This is a genomic window from Arthrobacter sp. THG-b23, from assembly GCF_059091265.1.
This window is the reverse complement of the sequence record NZ_JBNHGM010000002.1, coordinates 471,410-495,137: the sequence shown is the minus strand read 5'-3', so window position 1 is coordinate 495,137 and position 23,728 is coordinate 471,410. Positions and strand designations below refer to the sequence as shown.

At 67.6% G+C, this 23,728-nt stretch carries 24 protein-coding genes and 3 tRNA genes; 19 read left to right on the top strand and 8 right to left on the bottom strand.

Annotated elements, in window-relative coordinates; genetic code table 11:
* Window positions 1-8: 8 nt before the first annotated feature.
* Window positions 9-959: a zinc-binding dehydrogenase gene (locus AC5RVD_RS05980; protein ID WP_494111034.1), complete on the bottom strand. Its 951-nt coding sequence runs from the start codon at window positions 957-959 to the stop codon at window positions 9-11.
* Window positions 960-1,168: 209 nt separating this feature from the next.
* On the opposite strand from AC5RVD_RS05980, the gene AC5RVD_RS05975 reads away from it, so the two are divergent.
* Genes AC5RVD_RS05975 through AC5RVD_RS05965 form a run of 3 tightly spaced genes read left to right on the top strand, consistent with a single transcriptional unit; the run spans window position 1,169 to window position 3,063 of the window.
* Entirely contained in the window at window positions 1,169-1,498 is a 330-nt protein-coding gene (locus tag AC5RVD_RS05975) for a thiamine-binding protein (protein ID WP_494111035.1), read from the top strand.
* A 14-nt stretch (window positions 1,499-1,512) separates the two neighbouring features.
* The gene (locus tag AC5RVD_RS05970) at window positions 1,513-2,202 is read left to right on the top strand and encodes an O-methyltransferase (RefSeq protein WP_494126465.1); all 690 of its coding nucleotides are present in this window, start codon (window positions 1,513-1,515) and stop codon (window positions 2,200-2,202) included.
* Between the two features lie 3 nt (window positions 2,203-2,205).
* Entirely contained in the window at window positions 2,206-3,063 is an 858-nt protein-coding gene (locus tag AC5RVD_RS05965; protein WP_494126355.1) for a spermidine synthase, read from the top strand.
* A gap of 270 nt (window positions 3,064-3,333) precedes the next feature.
* On the opposite strand, the gene AC5RVD_RS05960 is transcribed toward AC5RVD_RS05965, so the two are convergent.
* Window positions 3,334-4,263: a LysR family transcriptional regulator gene (locus tag AC5RVD_RS05960; RefSeq protein ID WP_494126354.1), complete on the bottom strand. Its 930-nt coding sequence runs from the start codon at window positions 4,261-4,263 to the stop codon at window positions 3,334-3,336.
* A gap of 158 nt (window positions 4,264-4,421) precedes the next feature.
* Between AC5RVD_RS05960 and AC5RVD_RS05955 the strand changes: the two genes are divergently transcribed.
* Window positions 4,422-5,810 (top strand): MFS transporter, encoded by a 1,389-nt coding sequence (locus AC5RVD_RS05955; protein WP_494126353.1) that lies wholly within the window; start codon window positions 4,422-4,424, stop codon window positions 5,808-5,810.
* Between the two features lie 93 nt (window positions 5,811-5,903).
* Here the strand turns inward: AC5RVD_RS05955 and AC5RVD_RS05950 are convergent, their stop codons facing one another.
* Window positions 5,904-7,373 carry an NCS2 family permease gene (locus AC5RVD_RS05950; protein ID WP_494111039.1) on the bottom strand — a complete coding sequence of 490 codons (1,470 nt, stop codon included), beginning with the start codon at window positions 7,371-7,373 and terminating at the stop codon, window positions 5,904-5,906.
* 107 nt (window positions 7,374-7,480) lie between these two features.
* On the bottom strand, window positions 7,481-8,134 hold the full coding sequence (locus AC5RVD_RS05945; RefSeq protein WP_494126352.1) for an FAD-binding protein: 654 nt from the start codon (window positions 8,132-8,134) through the stop codon (window positions 7,481-7,483).
* Window positions 8,135-8,330: 196 nt separating this feature from the next.
* On the opposite strand from AC5RVD_RS05945, the gene AC5RVD_RS05940 reads away from it, so the two are divergent.
* The gene (locus AC5RVD_RS05940; protein ID WP_494111041.1) at window positions 8,331-9,347 is read left to right on the top strand and encodes a universal stress protein; all 1,017 of its coding nucleotides are present in this window, start codon (window positions 8,331-8,333) and stop codon (window positions 9,345-9,347) included.
* An 81-nt stretch (window positions 9,348-9,428) separates the two neighbouring features.
* On the opposite strand, the gene AC5RVD_RS05935 is transcribed toward AC5RVD_RS05940, so the two are convergent.
* Both AC5RVD_RS05935 and AC5RVD_RS05930 read right to left on the bottom strand, forming a co-directional pair.
* A complete protein-coding gene (locus tag AC5RVD_RS05935) occupies window positions 9,429-11,018 on the bottom strand; it encodes a C40 family peptidase (RefSeq protein WP_494126351.1) in 1,590 nt (529 codons plus the stop codon).
* A 423-nt stretch (window positions 11,019-11,441) separates the two neighbouring features.
* Window positions 11,442-11,807: a metallopeptidase family protein gene (locus tag AC5RVD_RS05930; protein WP_494126464.1), complete on the bottom strand. Its 366-nt coding sequence runs from the start codon at window positions 11,805-11,807 to the stop codon at window positions 11,442-11,444.
* Between the two features lie 152 nt (window positions 11,808-11,959).
* On the opposite strand from AC5RVD_RS05930, the gene AC5RVD_RS05925 reads away from it, so the two are divergent.
* The 10 genes from AC5RVD_RS05925 to AC5RVD_RS05880 all read left to right on the top strand — a co-directional run bounded on the left by AC5RVD_RS05925 (window position 11,960) and on the right by AC5RVD_RS05880 (window position 16,400).
* Window positions 11,960-12,032, top strand: a tRNA-Glu gene (locus AC5RVD_RS05925).
* A gap of 84 nt (window positions 12,033-12,116) precedes the next feature.
* A tRNA-Asp gene (locus tag AC5RVD_RS05920) sits at window positions 12,117-12,190 on the top strand.
* Window positions 12,191-12,248: 58 nt separating this feature from the next.
* Window positions 12,249-12,324, top strand: a tRNA-Phe gene (locus AC5RVD_RS05915).
* Between the two features lie 96 nt (window positions 12,325-12,420).
* Window positions 12,421-13,191, top strand: coding sequence for an MBL fold metallo-hydrolase (locus AC5RVD_RS05910; protein WP_494111043.1), 771 nt, complete (start codon window positions 12,421-12,423; stop codon window positions 13,189-13,191).
* 462 nt (window positions 13,192-13,653) lie between these two features.
* Complete coding sequence (locus AC5RVD_RS05905) at window positions 13,654-13,908, top strand: hypothetical protein (RefSeq protein ID WP_494111044.1); 255 nt, start codon at window positions 13,654-13,656, stop codon at window positions 13,906-13,908.
* Window positions 13,909-13,954: 46 nt separating this feature from the next.
* The gene (locus AC5RVD_RS05900) at window positions 13,955-14,494 is read left to right on the top strand and encodes an Asp23/Gls24 family envelope stress response protein (protein ID WP_494111045.1); all 540 of its coding nucleotides are present in this window, start codon (window positions 13,955-13,957) and stop codon (window positions 14,492-14,494) included.
* A 31-nt stretch (window positions 14,495-14,525) separates the two neighbouring features.
* Window positions 14,526-14,717: a hypothetical protein gene (locus AC5RVD_RS05895; protein WP_494111046.1), complete on the top strand. Its 192-nt coding sequence runs from the start codon at window positions 14,526-14,528 to the stop codon at window positions 14,715-14,717.
* A complete protein-coding gene (locus AC5RVD_RS05890) occupies window positions 14,714-15,178 on the top strand; it encodes a hypothetical protein (RefSeq protein WP_494111047.1) in 465 nt (154 codons plus the stop codon). The genes AC5RVD_RS05895 and AC5RVD_RS05890 overlap by 4 nt, the downstream gene beginning before the upstream one ends.
* Window positions 15,175-15,792: a hypothetical protein gene (locus AC5RVD_RS05885; protein WP_494111048.1), complete on the top strand. Its 618-nt coding sequence runs from the start codon at window positions 15,175-15,177 to the stop codon at window positions 15,790-15,792. The genes AC5RVD_RS05890 and AC5RVD_RS05885 overlap by 4 nt, the downstream gene beginning before the upstream one ends.
* Window positions 15,789-16,400 carry a hypothetical protein gene (locus tag AC5RVD_RS05880; RefSeq protein WP_494111049.1) on the top strand — a complete coding sequence of 204 codons (612 nt, stop codon included), beginning with the start codon at window positions 15,789-15,791 and terminating at the stop codon, window positions 16,398-16,400. Before AC5RVD_RS05885 ends, AC5RVD_RS05880 begins: the two co-directional genes overlap by 4 nt.
* Here the strand turns inward: AC5RVD_RS05880 and AC5RVD_RS05875 are convergent.
* A complete protein-coding gene (locus AC5RVD_RS05875; protein ID WP_494126350.1) occupies window positions 16,397-18,253 on the bottom strand; it encodes a glycoside hydrolase family 13 protein in 1,857 nt (618 codons plus the stop codon). The genes AC5RVD_RS05880 and AC5RVD_RS05875 overlap by 4 nt on opposite strands.
* Before the next feature lie 242 nt (window positions 18,254-18,495).
* On the opposite strand from AC5RVD_RS05875, the gene AC5RVD_RS05870 reads away from it, so the two are divergent.
* The 4 genes from AC5RVD_RS05870 (at window position 18,496) to AC5RVD_RS05855 (ending at window position 22,878) form a co-directional block, all read left to right on the top strand.
* On the top strand, window positions 18,496-19,845 hold the full coding sequence (locus AC5RVD_RS05870) for an ABC transporter substrate-binding protein (protein WP_494126349.1): 1,350 nt from the start codon (window positions 18,496-18,498) through the stop codon (window positions 19,843-19,845).
* Window positions 19,846-19,941: 96 nt separating this feature from the next.
* The gene (locus AC5RVD_RS05865; protein WP_494111052.1) at window positions 19,942-20,907 is read left to right on the top strand and encodes a carbohydrate ABC transporter permease; all 966 of its coding nucleotides are present in this window, start codon (window positions 19,942-19,944) and stop codon (window positions 20,905-20,907) included.
* The gene (locus AC5RVD_RS05860) at window positions 20,904-21,860 is read left to right on the top strand and encodes a carbohydrate ABC transporter permease (RefSeq protein ID WP_494111053.1); all 957 of its coding nucleotides are present in this window, start codon (window positions 20,904-20,906) and stop codon (window positions 21,858-21,860) included. The genes AC5RVD_RS05865 and AC5RVD_RS05860 overlap by 4 nt, the downstream gene beginning before the upstream one ends.
* Window positions 21,861-21,867: 7 nt before the next feature.
* Window positions 21,868-22,878, top strand: a complete 1,011-nt coding sequence (locus tag AC5RVD_RS05855; protein WP_494126348.1) for a LacI family DNA-binding transcriptional regulator — start codon at window positions 21,868-21,870, stop codon at window positions 22,876-22,878.
* A 25-nt stretch (window positions 22,879-22,903) separates the two neighbouring features.
* Here the strand turns inward: AC5RVD_RS05855 and AC5RVD_RS05850 are convergent, their stop codons facing one another.
* On the bottom strand, window positions 22,904-23,728 hold the full coding sequence (locus AC5RVD_RS05850; protein WP_494002000.1) for a DUF8083 family protein: 825 nt from the start codon (window positions 23,726-23,728) through the stop codon (window positions 22,904-22,906).

Genomic DNA, 23,728 nt, shown 5'->3' with positions numbered 1-23,728 from the left:
GGTAAGGGTCAGTCAGCGATCTTGGCGACCAGGCGCCCGACGACTTCGCCCTTCTTGAGCTTTTCCAGGCCCTCCGGGATTTCCTCGAAGGTGATCTCGGTGATGGTCGGAGTGAGCTTGCCTGTGGCGAAGTAATCGTAGACGCCCTGCACGTCGTCCCTGGTGCCGCCCTGCGAGCCGACCAGGGTGACCTCGGACAGAATCAGGGCCTTGGTGCTGATGGTCGATTCCAGCCGGCCCATGCCGACCTGGACCACGCGGCCGCCGCGGCGGACCGTCTCGATGGCCTCGGCGGTGGTTGTGCCGAAGCCGGCAAAATCGACGATGACGTCCAGGCCGATCTCCTTGAACTCGGCGATGGACTTCGCCACGTCCTTGGCGCCGATCTCCTTGGCCTGGTCCCAGATCTTCTCGTTGACCTCGGCGATGTAGACGTCTGCGCCGGCCAACACGGCCACGCGGGCGCCAATGGAGCCAAGGCCGCCGAAGCCGATGATGCCGACCTTGTCGCCGGCCTTGACCTGGCCGTTGGCGATCACGGCGTGGTGGCTGGTCATGCCGGCATCGGTGCCGGCCGCGCCCTGGGCGAAGCTGACGTTGTCCGGGATGCGGACCAGGGCCTGCTGGTCGATGGCGGTCTTCAGGGAGAAGCCGCCGTCGAAAGCGTAGCCGGGAGCGCCGGCCGGGGTGGTCGGGCAGCAGCCCACGCGGTCGCCGACCTTCCAGTCGGTGACGCCTTCGCCGACCTCGGTGATGACGCCGGCAACCTCGTGGCCGAGGGTGATGGGGCGCTTGGCCAGCGTCGAGAGCCAGCCCTCGTCCTCAAGCATGCCGACATCGGAATGGCACAGCCCGGCCGACTTGATGTCGATGACGACGCCGCCGGGTGCGGCGGTCGGCTCCTCGACTTCCTTCAGTTCAAGCGGCTCGTGGGTATTGGTGAACTGCCAGGCTTTCATGGGGTCTCCTGTGGCTCGGCGGGGATGGTGGCATTCCGCGGGCAAGCGGCGGAACTGTGCGGGTGCGACATCCGCACCTCCAGTTTAGTTCAAAACCCCCGGATTTTTATGCAAAAGCATGTAAAGTTGGTCACGCCAGGCTGCCTGAGGGTTGCGGCAGGTGACACCGGACCTGTGCGCCGGCTGGGGTGCTGTGGAAGACTGAAGCCATGCTTGTAGCCTTCTCTGTTGCCCCCTCAGGGGTGCCCGTTGCCGGTCCCGCGCCCCATGATGCCTCGGTCCATGACGCCGTTGCCGAGGCCGTCCGGATCGTCCGGGAATCCGGCCTGCCAAACCATACCGACGCGATGTTCACCACCATCGAGGGCGAGTGGGACGAGGTCATGGCGGTGATCAAGCGTGCCACCGAGGCTGTGGGCCGTCACGGATCGCGCGTGTCGCTGGTGCTTAAGGCAGACATCCGTCCGGGGTACTACGGCGAGCTCACCGGCAAGGTGGACCGGCTGGAGGCTGCCATCGCCGAGCAGGAGCAGCAGTGACCGCCCAGCCGGGCATGCCGGACGTTGAGTCGGCAGCGGCGTGGACCGCGGTCGAAGACTACCTGACCGTCACCCTGGTGGGTGAGGACGAGTCCCAGGTCGCGGCCAGGGAGGGGGCCGCACAGGAAGGCCTGCCCGCGATCGAGGTGAGCGCAACCCAGGGCAAGCTGCTGATGCTGCTGGCCAGGCTGACCGGTGCGCGCAAGGTGCTGGAGATCGGCACGCTCGGTGGTTACAGCACCATCTGGTTGGCCCGCGGACTGCCGGACGACGGCCAAGTGGTCAGCTGCGAGTACGAACCGCGGCACGCCGAGGTGGCGCAGCGGAACCTGGAGGCCGCCGGCGTCGCGGAGAAAGTCAGCATCCGGGTGGGCGCCGCGCTGGAAACCCTGCCGCAGCTGGCCGAAGAGGGCGTCGGGCCGTTCGACCTGGTGTTCATAGACGCGGACAAGGAAAACAACCGGCACTACGTTGAGTGGGCACTGCAGATGACCCGCCCCGGCAGCCTGATTGTGGTGGATAACGTGGTCCGTTCCGGCAAGGTGCTGACCAACGGCGGCGACACCAGCGCGGAGGACCGCGACATCCGCGGTACCCGCGATGCACTGGCGCTGCTGGGCTCCGACGAGCGCTTGGACGCCACCGCGATCCAGACCGTGGGCGGCAAGGGCTGGGACGGCTTCGCGCTGGCGCTGGTCAAGTAGCCGATGGCGCGGCGAAGCACCCGTGCCGAGACGGCACGGGAGCCGGAGGCGTCAGGCGGGCCCGCCGAGGGGCGCTATGAAATTTCCTCCGGGATAGCCGAGCTGGTCCGCGAGCCTGATTCGGCGGACAGTTGGCTGTTGAAAATCAACGGCGTCCAGTCCTCCCACGTGGTGATCGGCGATCCTTTGCGGCTGGACTTCGAATACATGCGCTGGATGGCGGCGCTGATCGCATCCCGCTGGGGCCCCGAGGCACGGCTGCGGGCCCTCCACCTGGGCGGCGGGGCGTGCTCAATGGCCCGCTATCTGGCGGCCGCCTACCCGGAGGCGCGGCAGGTCGTCGTCGAGATCGACGCGAAGCTGGCCGACCTGGTGCGCCAGTGGTTCGACATCCCGCGTGCGCCGTTGGTGCGCATCAGGGTGGGCGAAGCGAGGGCGGTCACCGAATCACTGAGCGAGGGCAGCCGGGACCTGCTGGTCCGCGACGTCTTCTCCGGCAGCGAGACGCCGTACGGACTGACCACGCTGGAATTCACCCGGGCGGTGCGGCGCGTCCTCTCGCCCGGCGGGGTCTACCTGGTGAACTGCGGCGATACGCCCCAGCTGGCCGGTGCCCGCGAGGAGGCCGCGACCATTGGCGAGGTGTTCGAACATCGGGTGATCATTGCCGATCCGCCAATGCTCAAGGGCCGCCGGCACGGAAACGTGGTGATCGCGGCCAGCGACCAGCCGCTGGAAACCGGTCCGGGACTCGTCCGGGCGTTGCTGCACGGTGCCGTGCCGGCACAGCTGTGGGACGGGCCGAGGGTAGAGAAGTTTTGCAGAGGATCGGCGATCCGGCAAGACCGACCGGCCAATTAGGGGCCTTTCCCGGAACGTTATGACTTCGGCCGGAATTTGTTTGTAAGATGGACACGAACGGCCGCGCAGCGGCCGTACTAGGCCCGGGAGTGAGCCGCTTGCGGCTGGCTCTCCGGAGGCAGGCATAGAAAGAACGGCTTCGACACTATGGATGGTGGCTGGAGCGCTATGTCTGCTCAGCCGGATTCAATCCGGCGCCGGATGCCGGGTGCTGACAACCTAATCCCCCCAAGTTAGGTCCAGTGCCCGGCATCTCGGTCATTAATCCTTTCACCGATGCCTGCTCTCGGTTCCCTTCCCCATCAGCTCAGCTTCCCGGCTGCGGGCCTCGCGCCTGAGCGCATCAACGACCGCCGCCACCGCCGTCTGCCGCAGCGACTCCGGGCGGGCCACCAGCCAGTAACCGAGCCGCTCCTCCAGTTCCCCCGGCAGGATACGGACCAGATCCGGGTGGCGGTTGGCCATGAAGCAGGGCAGCAGGCCGAGGCCGGCGCCGGCGCGGGTTGCCTCTACGTGGACGAACACGTTGGTGGAACCCAGGGCGGTGGCCATCGCCGGCAGCAAGCGGCGCGCGGCGTCAAGATCGTCGACCTGCAGCATGGAGTCCACGAAATAGACCAGAGGGTGGTTCATGGCCGCGCGCACGCTATCCGGTGAGCCGTGTTCCGCCAGATAGTCCCGGGAACCGTAGAGGCCGAGTACATAGTTGCCCAGCCGGATGGATCGGGCACGGATGACCTGCGGCCGCCCGACCACGACTTCGAAATCCAGGCCCGGCCGGTGTTGCGAGGCCTGGCGCGCGGCGGTAACGATCTCCACGCTGAGCCTGGGATGGTGCTGCTGCAGGCGGGCAATCGCCGGGGCGGCCACGAACGCGCTGAAACCGTCGGTGGCAGACATCCTCACGACCCCGGCCAACCGGTCGGCCTGATCCGGCGTGCGGCCCAGCTCCGTCAGCGATTCCTCGATCCGCTCGGCCACCGCTGCCGCCTTCCGGCCCAGGTCGGTCAGCTCCCAGCCCCCCGGCGCCCCGGAGAACACGCGGCCGCCCAAGGCCTTTTCGACGGCAGCGATGCGACGCGAGACGGTGGTGTGGTTCAGGCCAAGGTTCTCGGCCGCCGAGGTATACCGGCCGGTGCGGGCGACGGCGAGAAGGATGATCAGGTCGTCCGGCTTGGCGGGCTGGGGTGCGGGAGGCATATCTGCATCTTTGCAGACCATGCCTGCAAAGTTTGTCATTGATGCACATGCGGGAACGGGGAATACTCGGCTTCGTCTAATTGTGACCACACTCACAGCGTGCGGGGGGAGTCCCGGCGGTAAGCGCCGCAGTATCCGCACGCCATGCAAGGAGAATGATGAGCGCCCACGCTACCCCCACCGGACCCGGATCCGGCGCGACGCACGAGTCGCCGCCGTCGGTCCTGCGCAAGGTCGTCACCGCTTCCATGGCCGGCACGGTCGTGGAATGGTACGAGTTCTTCCTCTATGCCACCGCGGCCACGCTGGTTTTCGGCGCCCTGTTCTTCCCGAATGCGGGCACCGAACTGGACGCGATCATCGCAGCCTTCGTCACCTTCGCGGTCGGCTTCATCGCCCGGCCGCTGGGCGGGATCGTGTTCGGCCACTTCGGCGACAAGCTGGGCCGGAAGAAGCTGCTGCAGGTGAGCATCATCCTGATCGGTGCCGCCACGTTCCTGATGGGCTGCCTGCCAGGCTTCGACCAGATCGGTTACTGGGCGCCGGGCCTGTTGGTGGTGCTGCGGTTCGTCCAGGGTTTCGCCATCGGCGGCGAATGGGGCGGCGCGGTCCTGCTGGTGGCCGAGCACAGCCCGGCGGCCAAGCGCGGCTTCTGGGCGTCCTGGCCCCAGGCGGGTGTGCCGATGGGCAACATGCTGGCCACGGTGGTGCTGTGGGTGATGTCAGGCATCCTCTCCGAGGCCGAATTCCAGGCCTGGGGCTGGCGCGTTGCCTTCTGGCTCTCTGCAGTCATCGTGCTCGTCGGCTACTACATCCGCACCAAGGTCACCGAGGCGCCGATCTTCCTGGAAGCCCAGGCCGAGTCTGCCAAGGTGAAGTCCACCTCCTACGGCGTCGTGGAAGTGATGAAGAAGTACCCGCGCGGCGTGTTCACTGCCATGGGGCTGCGCGTCGCGGAGAACATCATCTACTACATCGTGGTGGCGTTCTCCATCACGTACCTGAAGACCGTTCACGATTTCGACGTCACCACGGTGCTGGGCCTGCTGATCCTGGCGCACGCCTTCCACTTCGTCGTGATCCCCTTCTATGGGCGCCTGTCGGACACCATTGGCCGCCGGCCGGTCTACATGGCGGGCGCCGTGCTGTCGGGGGTCTGGGCCTTCGTCGCCTTCCCGATGTTCGATACGCAAAGCCCGGTCATCATCCTGGCCGCGATCTTCCTGGGACTTGCCGTGCACGGGCTGATGTATGCGGGCCAGCCGGCCATCATGGCCGAGATGTTCCCGACCCGGATGCGCTACTCGGGTGTCTCGCTGGGTTACCAGGTGACCTCGATCTTCGCCGGTTCGCTCGCCCCGATCATCGCTTCCACGCTGCTGAAGGACTTTGAGCACTGGCTGCCCGTTGCCCTGTACCTGGTGGTCGCTTCGGCCATCACCGTCGTGGCAGTGATCTTCACCCGCGAAACGAAGGGCGCCTCCCTGCGCGACCTGGACCGGGCCGACCTGGCCCGCACGGAATCGGGAGTGCGGGCCCAAGCCTAGGCGCGACGGCGCAAGCCAAGCGAGCAAAACCGAAGGGACCGGTGCCACCCGTTGCGGGCGGTACCGGTCCCTTTCGCCTCGGCGGACCTGCGGTCAGCGGAAGCCGATGAGCTGCTCGACCGGGCCCATGCAGAAGAAGAGCACGAAGGCCGCGGCCACCGCCCACATCAGCGGGTGGATGTCCTTGGCCCGGCCCTGGAACGTGCGCACCAGCACATAGGCGATAAAGCCGGCGCCCAGGCCGTTGGCGATCGAATACGTGAAGGGCATCAGCGTGAACGTCAGGAAGGCCGGAATGGCCACGCCCCAGTCGGACCAGTCGATCTTGCCCACCTGCGCCACCATCATGAAACCGACGACGACGAGCGCCGGCGCCACTGCCTCGAACGGCACCAGCGAGATCAGCGGCGTGAAGAACATGGCCACCAGGAACAGCAGGCCGGTGACAACGTTGGCCAGGCCGGTGCGCGCGCCCTCGCCGATTCCGGCGCCGGACTCGACGTAGATCTGGTTGGAGGAGACCGAACCGGCGCCGCCGGCAATCGCGCCGACCGCGTCAACCATGAGCACCCGGTCAACCTGCGGGATGTTGCCCTCTTTGTCGGTCAGCCCGGCCTCGTTGGCCAGGCCGACCATCGTGCCCATGGCGTCGAAGAAGATGCTCAGCAGGATCGCAAACGCCAGCAGGGAAGCGGCGGTGATACCCAGCGTCCCGAAGGCACCGAAGAGGCTGGCCTGGCCGATCAGGCTGAGGTCGGGCAGCCCCACCCAGCTGCCGCTCGGCAGCTCGGGCACCACCAGGGACCATCCCAGCGGATTGGGGCCGTCGGGACCCATCGACGGGCCAACGTCGGCCACCGCTTCGATGACCACCGCGAGCACGGTAGCGGCGATGACGCCGATCAGAATGCCGCCCTTGACCTTGCGCACCACCAGCGCGATGGTCAGGATGAGGCCGAAGACGAAGACAAGGATAGGCCAGCCCAGCAGGACGCCGTCGAAGCCGAGGCCGACGGGAACAGTGGTGCCCGCCGCGTCGGGGATGCGGCGGATGAAGCCGGCGTTGACCAGGCCGATCAGGGCAATGAACATGCCGATGCCCACCACAATGGCGGTCTTGAGGCTCTGCGGCACGGCGTTGAACACGGCGGTTCGGAAACCGGTCAGGACCAGGATCAGCATGGTGATGCCGGAGAGGATCACCAGGCCCATCACATCCGGCCAGGTCAGGCCCGGGTTGGTGGCAACGGTGATGGCGATAAAGGCGTTGACGCCCAGGCCCGTAGCGAGGGCGAACGGGTACTTGGCCCACGCCCCCATCACGATCGTCAGCACGCCGGCCACGAGGGCCGTGACCGCCGCGACGCGTTCGGCGCCGAGCATGGCGCCGGTTGAATCGGCGCCGCCCAGGACCAGCGGGTTCAGCACCACGATGTAGCTCATCGCGAAGAACGTGGCCAGGCCGCCGCGGATTTCGCGCGAATAGTTGGAGCCGCGCTTGGTGATCTCGAAGTACCGGTCGAGCACCGAAGTCTTGGCGGCTACTGCTCCCTTTTGGGGCATGGGGAATGTCCTCCACAGGTAAGTGGTATGGTCGGGAATTTCCCCAAAATTCTAGCCCCTACGGCACGCGGCGGCGTACGACGCCGCTGTTCCACGCCTTCCCGAAGTCAGGCGATGGCCGGCCGGGAGGTGGAAGCAATGGCATTGCCGGCCACTTTCGCCTGCCGAATGATCTCCCGTGTGCTCGGGGCCAGCAGGTCCGCCACGCCGACCAGGTAGAGGCTGATCGCTTTCAGGACGGAGGCAACGTTTTCGCCGGCCGCGATGCCCAGGCTCCGGAGCAACCGGCGCATTTGGTTCTGCGCGCAGCCCGTCAGGACGATGGAATCGGCTACCAGCAAGCCGTTTTCGGTCCGGATGACCCACTTCTGGTCCTTGTCCCTGCTGATCGCTGGCACGTGGGCCGCGCGGGTATCCAGCGGCGTGGGCGCATCCGCCGGTGCCGCTGGCGCTGGCGCTGTTTTCTCCGACGTCTTGGTGACGCCGCAAACGTGGGTGCTGTGGCGGATGTCCAGCGCGTGGCTCGCGGCGTATGCCTGCAGCAAGCGCAGCAGGTCGTTGCGTTCGCTCCGGTGCGCCGAATCAGCCAACGGGGACCGGCGGCCGTGGTCGGCCGGCTGAGGGAGCAACCCCTCCACGACGATCGACGACACGCCCTGGCGGCTCAGTTCACTCGCCACGGCCAGCCCGGGCAGCCCGGAACCGATGACCACCGTGGTGGTGTATTCGGTAGGCACTTCTGGTACGGAAACGCCACTCACTGCACGGACTCCTTGGACAGTAGGGAGAACCTCGGACGGCGAACGGACCGCCCGCACACGCATTGTGAAACTGTTATTTAACACAATTTTCATCGAAGCCTACATAACTTTTCGGCCACTGAGAAGCGCCTTGTATCAGAGTAAGCTGAGGGTAGCGGGCGAGGATGCCCGTTCGACGTTGAGGGAGGCGGAACGAATGACAGAAGCCACAGGTTCAGACGCCCGACAGGGCGCCGCACCCCGCGGCATTGTCGTCGGAGTCGATGGCTCCGATCAGAGTATCTGCGCGTTGGTTTGGGCTGCGGAGGAGGCGCAACGGCGCAGGACCCCGCTGCACGTCGTGACCGCCTACACCGTTCCGGTCTTCGCTGCCTCCAGCATGGATGCCGGCTATGCCACGCTGGATGATTCGGTGATCCGCGAAGGTGCCGAAGCCGTGCTCGAGCAGGCAGTGTCCAAAGTCACCGGTTACGGCTTGGATATCGATGCCCGGGTGGAAACCGGCGACGCCGCCGGAGTTCTGCTGGAGCTCTCCGAACAGGCCGAGTTGATCGTGGTCGGTACGCGCGGCCGCGGCGGCTTCATGGGCCGGTTGCTGGGCTCGGTCAGCAGCGCTGTCCCGGCCCACGCCTCCTGCCCGACGGTGACGATTCCGCTGGCCTGCGCACCGCGGCTCGGCGACCTGGATATTGAGGTTCCACGGTCCAAGGACCAGGCAATCCGCCCCGAGGACGTCGAGAAGGTCGTCGTGGTCGGGGTCGATGGTTCCGAGCAGGCACGCAACGCCACCCTGGTGGCCGCAGAGCAGGCCGAGCGGCTCGGTTATCCGCTGAAGGTCGTATGCGCCGTGCCGCCGTTCACCGGTTCGCTGGCCTGGGTGCCGGCACCGCTGGACCGCGAAGCGCTTTATGCGGACATCCGTGAGCAGCTCGACGCGGGCGTGGCGTGGCTCAAGAGCCACTTCCCCGGGCTGCGCGTCATCGGTGAAGTACAGGACGGCTCCCCGGTGGAACTGTTGATCGAGGCGTCACGCACCGCCGAACTGCTGGTGGTGGGCACCCGCGGCCGCGGCGGCTTCGCCGGCATGCTGCTCGGCTCCACCAGCCAGGGTGTGCTGCACCATGCCAAGGGTCCCGTCATGGTGGTGCCCGACAAGCACGATCCGCGATTGGACGACCGCCGGAACTTCGGTCCCCTGCCGGACGCCGAATAGCAGCAGCTTGAAAACGGGCCGGGCCCGGAACCCAAATGGTTCCGGGCCCGGCCCGTTCTTAGAGTTTGTGCTCTATCCCACTCAGACGGCCCAGCGCGCCCCGACCGTGTGCAGCTTGCCGTACATGTGGCTGATGTTCGTCACCGTCAGACCATCCTTGTCGTTTAGCGCATGTACGACTTGCCAGTTGCCGATGTAGATCGCCACGTGCCAGATGGCATTCGGTTCGCCCCAGAAAACAAGGTCGCCCGGCTGGAGTTGGTCGAGCGGCACCTTGTGCGGTGCGTCGTCGAGCTGGGCCTGGGCCACGCGGGGGAGGTATCGACCAGCGCTGCCGAACGCCGCCTGCGTCAGTCCCGAGCAGTCATAGCCCCACGGGCCGCTGCCGCCCCAATCGTAGAAGCTCTTGTTGTTCGCCTGCTTGGCCATCGCGAAGTTGATGGCAGCGTTGGCGATGCCCGCGTTGCTGCCGGGGGCCGGAGCCGGTGCCGGCGGTACCGGGTTCGGCTTGGGCTTCGGGGCCGGTTGAGGGGCCGGGGGCGGAGGCGGCGCCGGGGCGGGCGTCGAAGGCCGGGACGGCGCAGGCGCCGCGGGCCGTGACGTGACTGGCGGCGTGGACGGAGCGACTGGCCGGGAGGTTGCCGGCGGTGCGGCTGGAGCGGCTGGCCTAGAGGTTGCCGGCGGCGCGGCTGGAGCTGCAGGCCGGGCCGGCGTGATGTCTTCACTGGCCGCTGCAACCGTGGAGTCCTGCGCGTTGGAACTGCCTCCGGAGGGCCGCTGGGCCGCAGCGGCCTCCTGCGCCGACTGCGCGACCAACGCCTGGAGCGCTCGTTCCTGCTCGGCGCGCTCCAGGGCGGTGATGCGTGCGTCCTCTTCGCCGGTGCTGGTCCCGCGCAGTTCGGCCAGATGCACCAGAAGGGCCTGCCGCTGTTCCTCGTAGCGGACGACGAGCTGCTCCTGTGCGGCGCTGGCGGCTTTCGCGTCCGATTCCGCGGCCTCCGCGGCTACTGCCGCGTCCCGCGCGGCCTCTTCGGCCTGCGTGACGTAGAGCTCCCAGGATGCCCACAGCTGGGCGGCCTGCTGGGATTCGCTCAGCGTCTGCGAGCGGTTCGCCGTCAGGGCGTCGAGCGTGGAGGCCTTGTACAGCACGTCGCCGGCGGCCTTGCTGTCCAGCAGGGAGCTGAGGGCGGGGTTGACGCCGCCGTTCCGGTACAGCTCACCGGCCAGCTGTCCCACCTGATTCTTGACCGACTCGAAGTACTCCGCGGCCTGCGAGGCCTTGGCCTTGGCGTCATCGAGTTCGGCGGTCCGCTCCTGCTGCTTCAGCAGGGACTCGCTGTAGGCGTTCTGGGAACGCATGGAATCGAACTGCGCGTTGGCAAGGTTTCCGGAAGCTGCCCTGAGCTGCTCTTCGATCCGGTCCACCAGGGCCTGGGTGGCCGCTGCATCGCCCTTGGCGTCGTCGATCTCCTCGCCGGACGGCAGCGTGGGCGCCGCCGGCAGGATGATCCGCTGCGACGTCACCGGCGGCAACTGTCCCGCCGGTGCGGCGACGGCCGGCGCCAGGGCCGGAACGCAGATCAACAGGGCGGTAGCCGAGAAGAGCGCGACGGCGCGCATCGGCGTCGTCGATCGATGCGGGGCAGGACGCCCCGAGGGAAGCAGCCTCATCCGAACGGGTCCTTACTAGGAGCGCGGTAAATGCACGCGCCCTTTCAGGACGGCCGGCCTTGGGACCGGAGCGGTCAATGTGCGAACGGGTGGCACCCCAACTAGACCGAACTGCATTCACACAGCACGTTGAGGATATGCAACTTCATTCACAGTTGCAACATTTGTCCCAGCAGTAACATAAACAACACCAGTGTCATTTGCACTACATTCCCGATGAGTGGGCGTGTCGGCCCCTCGTTTCCCCATAACAGCTGGATTGCAGGGCGGGGAAGGCGCGCATGATCCACCGAGGGGTGCGGTCCTCTGCGAAGGTGCCGAGCGGGCGCGTCGTCCGCGTAGGCGTCGAGCCAGGCCGGTTGACAGGCGAGGAAGCCGGCCAGCTTCCGCCGGCCTGCTGTGTTCAACTGAGCGGCGCGGGTGTCAGCCCCAGCCCAGTTCGTGGAGGCGGTCGTCGTCGATGCCGAAGTGGTGGGCAACTTCGTGGATCACGGTCACCAGGACCTCGTGGACCAATTCTTCCCGGGAAGAGCACATCCGTTGGAGGGGGCCCCGGAAGACGACGATTCGGTCCGGCATCGACCCGGCGTCCCACCAGTGGTCCCTCTCGGTGAGCGGGGTGCCCTCGTAGACGCCCAGCAGTTCCGTCTCCGGGTCTTCCCAAGGTTGCGGGGTGTATTCCTCTTCGACGAAGATGCCCACGTTGGTCATCTCGCGCATGATGTCTTCCGGGATCTGGTCGATCGCGTCGTTTACCGCGTCCTCAAATTCCGGCAGGGACAACTCCATCGGCATGCAGCCGACTTTACCCGCGGGCGGCGGCCTTAAAAGCGCCCCTGTGCAGGCCTCGGCAGGCCACGGTGGTCGGTTTTGGTTTTTCCCGGGACAGGCCCTATAGTTTTATAGGTCCACAGCGGGGAAATGAATCCCAAGTGGTCCTGGCCCCCATCGTCTAGCGGCCTAGGACACCGCCCTTTCACGGCGGCGGCACGGGTTCGAATCCCGTTGGGGGTACGCGAGACGTCATGAATGGCAGCCGCTGGAGTGGTCAGAACCGCTTCGAAAGGCTGGTAGGATTGAGTCTCGTAAAAAATGCAAGGCCCTGTAGCGCAGTTGGTTAGCGCGCCGCCCTGTCACGGCGGAGGTCGCGGGTTCAAGTCCCGTCAGGGTCGCTTTGGTTTCCGGAGCGATTTCGGAAGGCCATCGGTGATCATCGCAAGATGTTGCCACGGCTCTGTAGCTCAGTTGGTAGAGCGTTCGACTGAAAATCGAAAGGTCACCGGATCGACGCCGGTCGGAGCCACCAGCAAAAACGAAGCCCCGCCGTCCTGGTTCAGGACGCGGGGCTTCGTCGTGCCCGGCCACTCTGTCCACCTCCGGCTTCGTCGGGCACCATGGGTGCATGAACGAAACCGCAATCACCCACATTGGCGGTCCGACAGCGTTGCTGGAGTTCGGCGGCTGGACGTTCCTGACCGACCCCACCTTTGATGAACCCGGCGAGTACCCGACAACAGCCGGAACCCTGGTGAAAACCTCCGGGCCCGCCGTTCAAGTCGCAGACCTGCCGGTGGTGGACGCCATCCTCCTCTCGCATGACCAGCATGCGGACAACCTGGACGCCTCCGGCCGGCGCCTGGTGGAATCCGGCGGAGCCAAGGTTCTCGGCACCCTGGAGGCAGCAGACCGGCTCGCGACGGTCACCGGCATGGCCCCGTGGGAGCGGACGGTGCTCGAGGCCGCCGACCGGACCACGATCACGGTCACTGCCGTCCCCGCCCGGCACGGACCGGAAGGATGCGAACCGGTGACCGGCACCGTGACCGGATTCGTCCTGACAGGATCCGACCTGCCGACTGTTTACGTCAGCGGCGACAACGCCTCGCTGGACGCGGTCGACGCCGTCGCGGCACGTTTCGCTCCGGTCACCACGGCGGTGCTCTTCGCCGGAGCCGCCCGCGTGGGAGCCTTCGACAACGCCGCGCTAACCCTCACCGCCGACGCCGCGGCCGAGGCGGCACGCAAACTGGACGCGGCCACCGTCGTGCCGGTCCACGCAGAGGGCTGGAAGCACTTGAGCGAAGGCCACGAAGAGCTCCGCGCCCGGTTCTCCGCCACCGGCCTCGAAGACCGGCTCCGCATCCCCACTCCGGGGCGGAAACTGACCCTGTAACTCGGCACGCCGGCGGCCTGCCCGTCAGCTCCAGCCGCTCCAAGTTCCCAGTCTCCACTCAGGGTCACTGGCCTACCATGGAAGGGGTTCCATTGCCGCCTGCACCTGATGAGGCACCGGACCAGGGGGACGATTGGAGCGTGGAGCATAGTGCAGGCCCTTCTAAAGGCGACCGCGATCGGCCTGGCAACCGCCGTCCTGCTGACGTCCTGCAGCAGCGCGGAACCAGCGTCGGAATCAACGACGACGGCGCCCGCCCCCACTGCTTCGGGGGCCACCGAAGGGACGGCTCCTGCAGAGACACCCCAGGCACCAGCCCCCGCCACTGAACAACCCGCTACGGCATCGCCCGGCCAGGCACCGCCGTCGGACTCCGCTGGCCCCGCCGGCGGAAGCGGGGGATCCGACGGAGGCGCCACTGACTGGGGAAACTACGAAAGCCGGGACCACGCTTGCGCCGCCGTGGCCGCAAACGTCGCCTCCCTGCTGCTGGTCCCGCTCGGCTTCATGACCGGCGTGGAGGACTCCGACCTGAAGGCGCTGCAGGAGGAGCTGGACGAATTCAGCCGCGGTGTTCCGCCCCGGCTGGGCGACGACCTGGACCGGGTGGAGGACCAGCTGGACCACGCAGCTGCAACCGGCCACTTCGACGCCGCCGGGTTTGCCGACGCCCTGCAACCGGTGGAGGACTGGCTGGCCGAACACTGCGGGGAATGAGGCGTTAGGCTTGCCCTGAGAGTCATCACAGCGTCAGGGAGAACAGATGCACAACGAGGATCGGCCGGCTGCCCCGTCCGCCGGAGTATCGCCCGGGGCACACCCTGTCACCGCACCCGTCGGGGTCCCGGGCGGGCCGCCGTCCGGGCAGGCAGCGGTGGACCCGGACCAGACTGCAGCCGTTGGCATCCCGGACGCGCCCGGCCGCACCACCATTTCCGAAGCCGCCGTGGCCAAGGTCGCGGCCGTTGCCGCCCGCTCCGTCCCGGGGGTCTACGCGCTGGGCAGCGGCACAGCCCGTGCGCTGAGTGCGCTGCGGGATGTCGTGGGCGGCAGCGACGCCGGCCAGGGCGTCCATGTGGAGGTCGGCCAGACGCAGGTTGCCGTGGACATCAGCCTGGTGGCCGTTTACGGCAAGCCGTTGCAGGAACTGGCGGGCGGCGTACGCGCGGCGGTGTACACCGCCGTCGAGCAATTGGTGGGGCTGGACGTGATCGAGGTGAACGTGGAGATCAACGACGTCCACGTGCCCGGCCTGGACGCCAAGGCGCCGGCCGAGAAGCCTGTCCGACAGGGCGCCCAGTAGCAGGATGTTCGGGACGGCGAGAGGAGCAAGGATGAGCTACACGGTAGTCGGCATGGCCGTCGGCGCAGTGCTGGCGTGGGCCGCGCTGGTTTTTAACTTCTGGGGCTTCCTGCTGATGGCGGTCTTCCTGATCGTGGGGGCCTTGCTGGGCCGCGCCGCGGAGGGCAAGCTTGACTGGCGCAGCATCCGCGATGCGCTGACCGGACGCCGCTCGTCTTCATGACGGACCCCGTTGTGGACGCCGACGAGATGCCCCCCCGCCCGGAAGGACCGCCGCTCGCGGACCGCCCGGACTCACCGCCCCCGGCGTCGCTCGCCACCGGGCCGCCCGGGCGACGCTACGCCGGGCACACCCGCGTCAGCACGCAGGCGTTGACCAGCACCGCGCAGGGGGTTGCGGCAGAGCTGCTGGGAATTTCACCGGGCCTGATCCGCGCGACGTGGCGCGACGATGCCGGTTCCCTCGCCTTGTCCCTGGCGCTTCCCATGGGCATTCCTTCGCTGAACCGGGTGGTGCGGGACCCGCACCTAGTGGACGGCTTTGGCGGATCGGTCTGGGACCGGGCACACGCCGCCAAGGGAACCATCCTGGAGAGGATCTCCCGGATCAGCGGTTCGAAGTTGAGCCGGGTGGACATCAGGGTCACCGGCATCCGCGTGCAGGAAGGAGGCCGGGTCCGGTGAGCAGCACCAACCTCAAAACCGGCGAGCGATCGGCTGACCAGCGCCCGGCCGACGAGCGCCTGGCCGGCCGCGAACTGCGCAGTTCCCGCGCTACCGCAGCAGTGATCGCCGCGGTTCTCGTCGCGTTGGCCTGCCTTTACCTGCTGCTCGAAGCGGCGTTGAAGTCGATCGGGCAGCGCCCGTGGTTGGCCTCGCCGGAAGAGATGGCCGGCTGGATCCACCAACTGCCGGGGAACATCGCGCCCACCGTCCTGGGCGCCTCCGGTGCGCTGATCCTGTTCTTGGGTCTGCTCTTCTTCCTGCAGGGCGTGCTCCCCGGACACCTGCACCGGCACCGCATTCCCGGCCGCCGCGGCGTGGTGGTGGTGGACGATGAAGTCATCGCCGCGTCGCTGGCGCGGCGTGCCCGCATCGAGGCGCAAGTGACGCGCGAGCAGGTGCTGGTGGTCGTCTCGCGCGGCGTGGTGGACGTCCGGCTCCGGCCAACCTCCGGCCAGCCGGTGGAAGCGGATGCCGTCCAGGCGGCGGTGGAGGACGAGGTCCGCAGGGCGCGGATCAGTCCGGTTCCGCAGGTGCGCGTGTTCGTTTCCAGTTCCGGGGTGGTGGGACAGTGAACCAAACGCCCCGGACACTGAACCGTATCCTGATCACCCTTCTGGGGCTGCTGCTCATGCTGGCCGGCGGCACCGCGTTGGCGCTGGCACTGGTTCCCGCGCTCGCCGGCTGGTGGCACGCCGCCACGGAACAGGCCGGCGCCAACCTGCGGACGGTGCTGGACGCGGCCACCTTGCCCGGACAGCGGGACAGCTGGCTGTGGATTGTGGTGGCGCTGGTGCTGCTCCTGATGGTGCTGCTGATGATCGCGTGGGCCGCTCAGCAGGGCAAGGGCCGCACCGGCACCATCGCCGCTGACTACGACGGCGCAGGCGAACCCGGCGCCGTCCGGCTGAGTGCCGCCGTGGCCGAGCAGGCGCTGCGCGACGCACTGCGGGAACGCGACAGCATCCTGCAGGCAACGGTCACCGCCTACGACTACGAGGGCGGCGGAGGCTTGCGCGTCCGGGTGGTTCCGCGCCTCGGGGTATCCCCGCAGGCCGTGGCGGACGAAGTCTCCGACCTCGTCGAAGCGCTGGACCTGACCATCGGGATCAGCTTCCCGGTGGTCATCCACCTGGTGGCCGGCGCGCGCTCGCGGCTGGTCCGCGCCGACCGCGTCCGCTAGGCGGACTGCCCGTCGGCGGCGGGCGTCAGCCAGGCGGCCCCGTTGGGCTCCAGCAACCCGTTGGCGACCGCGCCCTCCTGCGACGCCAGGACCAGCGAGGCCCCCGCGGGCAGCCGGATGGCGGAACTGCCCAGGTTGGCCAGCACCTGAAGTGTCCCGTTGCGGTAGCTGAGGACTCCCGACGCCGGATCGTGCTCCGCGGCCCACTCCACGCTGCCCTGGCCCAGCTTCTGCTCAGCACGCAGGCGCAGCGCCGCCCGATACAACTCGTAGGTGGAAGCGGCTACTCCCACCTGCTGGTCCACCGCATAGCGCGCGAAACTTTCGGGCTGCGGCAACCACGGTTCATGTTGGGTAGAGCCCCAGCCGTAGCCGTGCGCCTCCGCGCGCCAGGGAATCGGCACCCGGCAGCCGTCGCGGCCCCGCTCTTCGCCGCCAGTGCGGAAAAACGCCGGGTCCTGGCGCACCTCGGCCGGCAGGGTGGTGTGCTCCGGAAGGCCGAGCTCATCGCCCTGGTAGATGTAGGCGGAGCCGGGCAGCGCCAGCATCACCAGCGCAGCGGCGCGACCGCGGGCGTGACCGAGTTCCTCGTCGGGCTGTTCGTCGCCGGGGCCAATGCCCTTGGGAAACGTGGTGGGGTCGGCCAGGCCGTAGCGGGTGCTGTGGCGGACGGTGTCGTGATTGGACAGCACCCAGGTGCTCGGAGCACCCACTGAAGCTGCAGCGGCCAGCGAATCCTCGATGCTGCGGGCCATCCGCCGGGCATCCCAGCCCGCGAGCAGGAAATCGAAGTTGAAGGCCTGCTGCATTTCGTCGGGGCGGACGTAGGCAAAGAGCCGCTCGACCGGCTCGACCCACGCTTCGGCCACCAGCATGCGGTCGCCGTCGTATTCGGCCAAGACCTTGTGCCACTCGCGGTAGATCTCGTGCACGCCGTCCTGGTCGAAGTAGGGCGGAGTCTCCGGATGGACGCCGGCCTCCGGCAGCGCAGCTACCTGCTGGGCCGCCGCTCCGGGGGCATCCGCCCCGGCTGGTTCCAGGACCTGTTCCCCGGAGGCACGGGCATCGGGGGTGGGCGAGGCGCCGGCGGGTTGGCCGACCGCCGCCCCGTCGCCGCCGCCGGGCAGTGCGTCTTCGCCCGGGAGCCGCTCGTTGCCGGCCACCATCGAGGTCTTGGCCGCCCAATCCGGCAGGCCCTCGGCCTTGACCAGGCCATGGGCCACGTCGATCCGGAAGCCGTCCACGCCGCGGTCCAGCCAGAACCGCAGGACGGAGACCATTTCGGCCCGGACCTCCGGGTTCTCCCAGTTCAGGTCCGGCTGCGTGGAATCGAACAGGTGCAGGTACCACTGGCCGGGCGTGCCGTCGGGTTCGGTGATCCGGGTCCAGGCATCGCCGCCGAACACCGACTGCCAGTTGTTGGGCGGCTCAGTGCCGTCCGGGCCCCTGCCGTCGCGGAAGATGTAGCGGGCACGTTCGGGCGATCCCGCCTCGGAGGTCAGCGCGCTCAAGAACCATTCGTGCCGGTCGGACGTGTGGTTCGGCACGAGGTCGACAATCACCCGCATGCCGAGCTCGTGGGCGCGTGCCAGCAGCGAGTCGAAGTCGTCCAGGCTGCCGAACAGCGGGTCGACGTCGCGGTAATCGGCAACGTCGTAGCCTGCATCGTTTTGCGGGGAGACGTAGAAGGGCGACAGCCAGATGGCGTCCACCCCCAGGTTCTTCAGGTAGGGGATCTTGGCGCTGATTCCGGCCAGGTCGCCCATTCCGTCGCCGTTGTGGTCGGCGAAGGAGCGCGGATAGATTTGGTAGATGACGGCGTCGCGCCACCAAGGAACGGCTGCTGCGGTCATTGGCTCTCCTCGACTCGGGGGGTCAGGACCACTTCCAGCCTAATGATCTTTCCGATTGAACAGGCAGGACAGACCGCGGATGCGGCGCAGATCACGATTCGGCATCGAACACCAGAGCCCCGAATATGTGCCTTGCGACACACTCCGTAAGCGTTTACGTTACGAGTTATCAGATGGGTACTTGGTGGCTGCACTCTGACCTGTTCAGCTCTCTAAGGGCCACCGGACAAAGGAGTCACATCATGCACTTTGCACGCTCCAGAAAGGCCGTCCTGCCGGTGGCAGCGCTCGGCGCCATGGCACTGACGCTGTCCGCCTGTGGGGGAGGGACGGAATCCGAGGAGTCGCCGGCGCCTGCCGCAGACTGTGCCGCCTACGAGGCCTACGGCACTTTTGACGGCGCCGAGGTCAGCGTCTACTCGACCATTACCGATGCCGAGCAGGATCTGCTGGAGAACTCCTGGGTGGACTTTGAGGAGTGCACAGGGATCGACGTGGTGTACGAGGGATCCAACGAGTTCGAGACGCAGATCGGCGTCCGTGCCCAGGCTGGCAACCCGCCGGATGTGGCGATCTTCCCGCAGCCCGGCCTGCTGGCCGCCCAGGCCAAGGCCGGCTACCTGAAGCCCGCGCCGCAGGAGGTGTCCGACCTGGTCGACGAGAACTGGTCCGAGGACTGGAAGACCTACGGCACCGTGGACGGCACCTTCTACGCCGCCCCCATGCTGGCCAGCGTGAAGGGCTACGTCTGGTACGTTCCGGCTACCTTTCAGGAGAAGGGCTGGGAGGTTCCGCAGACCTGGGACGAGATGATGGAACTCACCCAGACCATCGCCGACGAGGGCACCATGAAGCCCTGGTGCGCCGGGTTCGAGTCCGGCGAGGCCACCGGCTGGCCGGGCACCGACTGGATCGAGGACGCGCTGCTGCGCCAGGCCGGACCGGACGTGTACGACCAGTGGGTCAACCACGAGATCCCGTTCAACGACCCGCAGGTGGCCGAGGCGTTCGACGCCGTCGGCGACATCCTGAAGAACGAGGACTACGTCAACGGCGGTATCGGCGACGTCCGCTCGATCATCTCCACCTCGGTGGACGACGGCGGCATCCCGGTGATCGACGGTACCTGCGCCATGCACCACCAGGCTACGTTCCAGGCCGCCAACTGGCCGGAAGGCACCAACGTGGCTGAGGACGGCGACGTCTGGGCGTTCATCACTCCCGGCCAGGAGGCCGGCGCCAGCGCCATCACCGGCGGCGGCGAGTTCGTGGCCGCCTACACCGAAAGCGAAGAGGTCTCGGCCTACCTGCAGTTCATGGCCTCGGCCGAGTTCGCCAACAACCGTGTGGAGCAGGGCGCCGCGATCAGCGCCAACAAGGGCCTCGACCCGGCGCTGGCCGCCAGCGACCTGGACCGCCAGTCCATCGAACTGCTGCAGTCGGAGGACACCACCTTCCGGTTCGACGGTTCGGACCTGATGCCGGGCGCGGTGGGCGCCAACTCCTTCTGGAGCGGCATCGTGGAGTGGATCAACGGCAAGTCGACGCAAGAGGTCGTGGACTCCATCGAAGCCAGCTGGCCCAAGGACTAAACCGGTACCGACAGCCCGGCCGCACCGCCTGTGACCCATGCAGGCGGTGCGGCCCGGCACGGTCTGTCCCTTCCACGCACCAAGGAGGCAAGTGCCATGGAGGACGTTGGCGAGAAGCTCGTGCAGGTGGCGATCGCCCTGGCGGTCTTCGCCGCGATCATCGCCTTGATCATGCTGTTGGTGGACCGGGCCCCGAAGTCGTTCCGCGATAAGGCGACGATTATCGGATTCCTGGCCCCCGCCGTCGTACTCCTGGCCATTGGGTTGGTGTGGCCGGCCATCCAAACGACGTACCTGGCGTTCACGGACCGCACCGGAACGCCGAACGGCCTGGACAACTTCGTGTGGATGTTCACCCAACCCGAAGCGCTGGTCACGCTGCGCAACACGCTGCTGTGGGTCGTCCTGGTGCCGCTGCTGTCCACCGGCATCGGCCTGGCGTACGCGGTGTTCATCGACCGGGCGCGCGGCGAGAAGGCGCTGAAGGCGCTGGTGTTCATGCCGATGGCCATCTCCATGGTGGGCGCCGGCGTGATCTGGAAATTCATGTACACGTACCGCGGCGGCGAACGCGAACAGATCGGCCTGCTGAACCAGGTTCTTGTGTGGTTCGGCGGCGAACCCAAGCAGTTCCTGCTGGACGCGCCGGAGAACACGTTCTTCCTGATCGCGGTGATGGTCTGGATCCAGACCGGCTTCGCCATGGTGATCCTCTCCGCGGCGATCAAGGGCATCCCCACCGAAATCGTGGAGGCGGCCCGCCTGGACGGGGCCAGCGCCTGGCAGCAGTTCCGCTCCATCACCATCCCGTCCATCCGGGGGGCGTTGATCGTGGTGGTCACCACCATCACCATCGGCACGCTGAAAGTCTTCGACATTGTGCGGACGATGACCGCGGGGAACTTCGAAACATCGGTGGTGGCCAACGAGATGTACACCCAGGCGTTCCGCGCCAATGAGCCCGGACGCGGCGCCGCGCTGGCCTTGATCCTGTTCCTGATGGTGCTGCCGATCGTCATCTACAACGCCCGGCAGCTGAAGAAGCAGAGGGAAATTCGATGAGCGCAACGCCTGCCATCCCGACCGCTCCCGACGCCGTCCTGGCCAGCACCACCGAACAGCAGATCCCGATCACCCGGCGGGTGAAGCAGCGCCTGACCTCGCGCGGGGCCACCGCCGCGGCGATCATCATCGCCGTCATCTGGACCGTGCCGACCTTCGGCCTGTTCATTTCCTCGCTGCGCCCGGAAGACAACATCCAGGCCAACGGCTGGTGGAACATCCTGGGCGACCTGCAGTTCACCACGAAGAACTACACCGACGTGCTGGACTCCCAGGGCGGTTCCGCGTCCAACCTGGGCCAGTACTTCATCAACTCGCTGGCGATCGTCATCCCGGGCACCCTGATTCCCCTGGTGATCGCTTCGATGGCGGCCTACGTCTTCGCCTGGGGCAGGTTCCGCGGCAAGGACACCTTGTTCATCGTCGTGTTCGCGCTGCAGATCGTGCCGCTGCAGATGGCGCTGATCCCGCTGCTCTCGCTGTTCATCAACCTCAAGATCGGCGAGTTCCAGGTGCTGCCGGCCGGAACCTACGCCCAGCTGTGGATCGCGCACACCATCTTCGCGCTGCCGCTGGCCATCTTCCTGCTGCACAACTTCATCTCCGAGATCCCGGGTGAGGTCATCGAGGCGGCGCGGGTGGACGGCGCCGGGCACGCGACCATCTTCTGGCGGATCATCCTGCCTCTGTCCGTGCCGGCGATCGCATCCTTCGGCATTTTCCAGTTCCTGTGGGTCTGGAACGACCTGCTGGTGGCGCTGGTGTTCTCCGGCGGCACGGCCGACGTCGCCCCGATTACCCAGCGGCTGGCCGAGCTGACGGGCACCCGCGGCGACGAGTGGCACCGGTTGACCGCCGGCGCGTTCGTTTCCATGATCGTGCCGCTTGCGGTGTTCTTCGGCCTGCAGCGCTACTTTGTCCGCGGCCTGCTGGCTGGTGGCCTTAAGGGGTGAGCGCACCGTGACCGGGATCGACGACGTCGCGCGGGCCGCCGGCGTCTCGACCGCAACGGTTTCCCGTGCCCTCCGCGGATTGTCCGGGGTCTCCACGGACACCCGCGACCGCGTGCTGGCGACAGCCGACTCGCTGGGCTACGTGCCGTCGTCGTCGGCGGCCCATCTGGCCTCCGGCCGCACGAGGGCCATGGGCGTGCTGCTGCCGGTGATCGACTGGTGGTACTTCGCGTCCGCGCTGGAAGGCGTGGACCGTGTGTTGCGGGCGGCCGGCTATGATCTGATCGTGTTCAGCCTGGGCGGCACCGGCATCAACCGCGAACGGGTGTTCCACCGGTCCATGCTGCGCAAGCGGATCGACGCGCTGCTGGTGATGTGCATGCAGCTGACCCCGGACGAACTGGCCGCGCTGCAGGCGCTGGAGTATCCGAACGTGATCGTGGGCGGCCAGGTGGACGGCTTGCGCAGCGTGAGTGTGGATGACAACGCCGCGGCCGCCGAAGCCGTCGAGCATCTCATCGGGCTGGGGCATACGCGGATCGCGCACCTGCAGGGCGGCGGTGCCTACGGGATCGACTTCGATGTGCCGCGCCGGCGCGAGCTGGCCTTCCGGGACACGATGGCCCGGCATGGGCTGCGGGTGCGGCCGGAATGGCTGGCCATGGGAGACTTCCGGTTCGCCGGCGGCAGGATTGCCGCCGGCACGCTGCTCGATACCCCCGGGGAACGGCCGACGGCGATCTTCGCCTCCGCGGACGAGATGGCCTTCGGCGCGCTGAGGGCCGCGCAGGAGCGCGGCCTGCGGGTCCCCGAGGACGTTTCCGTGGTGGGAATCGACGACCACGAGTTCGCCGAGCCGATGGGGCTGACGACCGTCCGGCAACGGCCGGACGAGCAGGGGGCTTACGCGGCGCGGCTGCTGCTGGCCGAACTGCAGGGGAAGGCCCGGCTGGACGTGCCGCGGATCCAGCCCCACGAGCTGGTGGTCCGGGCCTCGACCGCGCCGCCGTCGTCGTAATTGTCGGCCGGCGTCATGCCGGCGGTCAGGACGCGCGGGCGAGTTGGCGGATCTTGATCCAGCGGCCGGCGAGGCGGCGGTACGCGGCGGCGGCGCCGGTCATGTCGCCGTCGGCCAGCGATTCGATGCCGGCGTGCACGTCCGAGGGCGATTCGTCCGGGTAGACCAGTTCGGCCACGCGGCCGTAATCCAGCTCCACGATGCCGTCCGCGGTGAAGGTTTCCAGCCACTCGGTCAGCTCGGTCAGTTCTTCCAGCAGGTCCAGGCCCGGGGCGGCGAGGGCCAGGGAAGCCGCTGCGTAACGGGCCCGGTCGATGCACTGCGGGACCGGGGCGGCCAGGCGGACCGTTTGCAGCGTGTGGTCGCTCTCCACCTTTTCGGTGTGGTCGTCCTCGCGGAACAGGACGAACCAGCCGAACGGGATGCCCCAGGTGGAGCTGCGCGTGTGCAGCTTGGCCAGTGCGTCCACGAAGTTGTCCGGGTCCAGCCGGGACTGCTGGGCGTCCCGCGCCGCTTCGGGCACCAGCAACCCCAGCAGCGGATCGCGCAGGCTGCTGGAGAGCGATTCGGCGGCCAGGGTGCTGCGGACCGCCAGCTGGTTGGGGCAGTACCGCGGCGTGGTGATGCCCTCGGGCGTCGGATAATGAAGGACCCGGATCAGGTCGTCGCTGGAGTGCGGAAACGGGTCCGACACCGTGCGCGTGATCCGGCGCAGCGAGTCACCGCGGTCCAGATCCTCCGTCACGTCCCGGCCGCGGCCGCGCTGGCTCATGATGAGCAGCTGCTGATCGTCGTCGAACACATCCAGTGGTTCGAAGACCCGCAGGTAGGAGACGTACGGGAACTTCAT